Annotated in this window: 4 protein-coding genes; 3 read left to right on the top strand and 1 reads right to left on the bottom strand. The window is 69.3% G+C overall.

Annotated elements, in window-relative coordinates; genetic code table 11:
- A partial coding sequence (locus RT323_RS16405; RefSeq protein ID WP_313410340.1) for a DUF222 domain-containing protein occupies positions 1-1,091 on the top strand: 1,091 nt, incomplete at its 5' end.
- A 71-nt stretch (positions 1,092-1,162) separates the two neighbouring features.
- Entirely contained in the window at positions 1,163-2,362 is a 1,200-nt protein-coding gene (gene tgt, locus RT323_RS16400) for a tRNA guanosine(34) transglycosylase Tgt (RefSeq protein WP_313410338.1), read from the top strand.
- Here tgt and RT323_RS16395 read toward each other — a convergent pair whose 3' ends face one another.
- A complete protein-coding gene (locus tag RT323_RS16395; protein ID WP_313410336.1) occupies positions 2,363-3,082 on the bottom strand; it encodes a queuosine precursor transporter in 720 nt (239 codons plus the stop codon).
- 68 nt (positions 3,083-3,150) lie between these two features.
- On the opposite strand from RT323_RS16395, the gene RT323_RS16390 reads away from it, so the two are divergent.
- Positions 3,151-3,377, top strand: a 227-nt coding sequence (locus RT323_RS16390; RefSeq protein WP_313410335.1) for an FAD-dependent oxidoreductase, incomplete at its 3' end; no start/stop codon positions are given.

The raw sequence follows: 3,377 nt of genomic DNA, 5'->3' as shown, positions 1-3,377 counted from the left end.
CGAACGGGTCGGGGATCACGCGGCGTGAGGCGACCAAGCAGATCAAGCTCGCCACCCGGATCGAGACCGCACCCCAAGTCAAGAAGGCACTGGCCAAGCCGGGCATGTCCACGGCGAAAGCCGCAATCGTCACCGGCGCGCTCGACGAGTTGCCGGCCGACCTGACCAAGGCTCAGCGTGACCAGGTCGAGACCGAACTGGTCGAAGCAGCACAAGCAATGACGGCCGACCAACTCACCCGCAAGGCCAAGCGCGCCCTGGAGACCCTCGACATCAAGCGCGCGGATGACATCGAGAACAAGCGCCTCCAACGTGAGGAACACGCGCAACGACAGCTGTCGGAGTTCTGGATCGGACGTCCCGACGAGAGCACCGGGCTGGTCAAGTTCGGTGGCAGAACCGACGCGCTGACTGCGGACATGCTGCGTGCGGTGATCGATTCGAAGACCAGCCCCCGCAAGCGGGCACTGGCCGAGGCGGAGAAGACCGGTGTCGAGACGGCTCCGGTCGAGGATCGTCGCGACATGACGCCGGCCGAGAAGGCGGGCGAGGCGTTCGCCGAGATCATCCGCCACCTGCCCGCCGAGTCCTTCGGCAACCACGGCGGCGTCAACGCCGCGCTCGTTGTCACGATCGACGAACAGTCACTGCGCGGCCAGACCGACCGGGCCGGGGTCACGGAGTTCGGCACCAGCATCAGCGCCGGCGAACTCCGCATGATCGCCTGCGGGGCTGGGATCCTGCCCGCTGTCCTCGACGGAAGCTCAGTCCCGCTCGATGTCGGCCGGACGAAGCGGTTCCACACCCAGAAGCAACGCATCGCGCTCGGCCAACGAGACCAGGGCTGTGCCTACCCCGGTTGCGATCGACCACCAGGCTGGTGCGAATCACACCACGCCACCCGATGGTCCGACGGCGGACACACCACCATCGACGACGGCGTCCTGCTCTGCGCACACCACCACCGACACGTCCACCAAACCGACATCCCGATCCGCTTCACCGACCGGCACCCCGAGTTCCAGATCCGCGGCACCTGGCAACACAACCACCGCTACCGACCCCGCCAACGAGAACTCATCCCTGCATGAACTCGACGTCCCGGCCGGGCCCTGTCGATCACCCCGGACCGCGGCCATGCGGCGTCTGTTTGGATGGGGCGGTGTTCACCGTCGGAAGCACCCTGCCTGATGCACCCGGACGATCGGGCACCATCACCACGCCGCACGGCCAGATCCGCACCCCCGCCTTCATCCCCGTGGGGACGAAGGCGACGGTCAAGGCCGTGCTGCCCGAGGCCATCGCCCAGCTGGGCGGCCAGGCGGTGCTCGCCAACGCGTACCACCTGTACCTGCAGCCCGGCCCCGACATCGTGGAGGAGGCCGGCGGACTCGGCGCGTTCATGAACTGGGCCGGACCGACGTTCACGGACTCGGGCGGGTTCCAGGTCCTCAGTCTGGGCGCCGGTTTCAAGAAGACCCTCGCGATGGACGCCGTCGGCACCGAGGCGGACGACGTGATCGCTCCGGGCAAGGACCGGCTGGCGCACGTGGACGACGACGGCGTCACGTTCAAGAGCCACCTCGACGGGTCGAAGCACCGGTTCACGCCCGAGGTCTCGATGCGGATCCAGCACCAGCTCGGCGCCGACATCATCTTCGCGTTCGACGAGCTGACCACGCTGATGAACAGCCGCGAGTACCAGGTCGACTCGCTGGAGCGCACCCAGGCGTGGGCCGAGCGGTGCCTCGCCGAGATCGAGAGCCTACGGTCCGAGCACCCCGATCGGCCGCGCCAGGCGCTCTACGGCGTCGTCCAGGGAGCCCAGCACGAGGACCTGCGCCGCCGGGCCGCCCGCGGCCTGGCCGACCTGGCGTTCGACGGGTACGGCGTCGGCGGCGCGATCGAGAAGGAGAACCTGGGCACGATCGTGCGCTGGGTGACCGACGAGCTGCCGGACGACCGCCCGCGTCACCTGCTGGGCATCGGCGAGCCCGAGGACCTCTTCGAGGGCGTCGAGGCCGGCTGCGACACGTTCGACTGCGTCACCCCGACGCGCGTGGCCCGCTCGTCGCGCGTCTACTCCGCGACCGGCCGCTACAACCTGATGGTGGCGGCGTCCCGCCGAGACTTCGGGCCGATCGAGGACGGCTGCGACTGCTACACCTGCGCGCACTACACGAAGGCGTACCTGCACCACCTGTTCAAGGCCAACGAGTACAACGCCGCGACGCTGTGCTCGATCCACAACGAGCGCTTCTTCGTGCGCCTGGTGGACTCGATGCGCGACGCGATCGAGGCGGGCGATTTCGCCGCGCTCAAGGACGAGTGGCTGGGCCGCTACCTGGCGGGCCGGCGCTGATCAGGCGTAGTACGAGGGCTCACGGCGCTTCAGGGCGCCGATGACCCGCACCGTCACGGGCATGAGCAGCAGCTCGATCGCGACCTTCATGACGACGCCCATCACGAAGTAGTTCACGAACGTGCCCCACGTCGTGATGCCGATCGCGGAGGCGGCGATGGCGCAGAAGATCAAGGTGTCGGCGACCTCGCCCACGCCCGTCGACCCGACGAGGCGCGCGACGAGCCGCTTCTCGGCGGCGCGCTGCTTCATCCGGACCAGCACCCACGAGTTGAGGAACTGCCCGGCGAGGTAGCCGGCCAGGCTGGCCAGCACGATCTGGGACACCGGGCCCAGCACGGCCTCGTAGGCGTCCTGGTTCTCGTACCAGCCGGCCGCGGGAAGCAGCTGGACGACCGCGAAGGTCACGGCCGCGAGCAGCGCGGCGGCGAATCCCGCCCAGATCGCCCGGCGGGCGGCCTTGAGGCCGTAGACCTCGGAGATCACGTCGCCCAGCACGTACGCCAGCGGGAAGAGCACGACTCCACCGTCCAGCACGAGGGGCCACACCTGCACGGGTCCGAGCTCGACCAGTCCCGAGCCGACCTCGAGGGGCTTGGTGGCCACGACGTTGGACACGACGATGACCGCGCAGAAGGCGGCCAGCAACAGGTCGAAGTGGCTCGAGCCCCGTGAGGCGAACCGGACGCTGTCGGGGCGTGGGGAGGACACGGTGGACATGCGCGCCATCCTCCCACGGGACCCACCCGGTCCCCGCCCGCGCTTCGGTCGAATGGGAGAATCGCCACATGACCTCGACGCTGCCGACGAGCACCGACGTCCTCGTCGTCGGGGCCGGTCCCGCCGGTTCGTCCGCAGCCGCCTGGGCCGCCCGACTCGGCCTGGACGTCGTGCTGCTGGACGCCGCGACGTTCCCGCGCGACAAGACCTGCGGCGACGGCCTGACGCCGCGCGCGATCGCCGAGCTCGACCGGCTCGACCTGGGCGACTGGGCACGCAGCCACACGATCAACCG

Source organism: Aeromicrobium sp., assembly GCF_032084975.1.
Taxonomy (GTDB): domain Bacteria; phylum Actinomycetota; class Actinomycetes; order Propionibacteriales; family Nocardioidaceae; genus Aeromicrobium.
This window is presented reverse-complemented; position numbering and strand designations above follow the sequence as displayed.

Excerpts from the sequence above, each read along its gene's own strand:
- RT323_RS16395 (WP_313410336.1), bottom strand. The coding sequence starts at position 3,082 with ATGTCCACCGTGTCCTCCCCACGCCCCGACAGCGTCCGGTTCGCCTCA.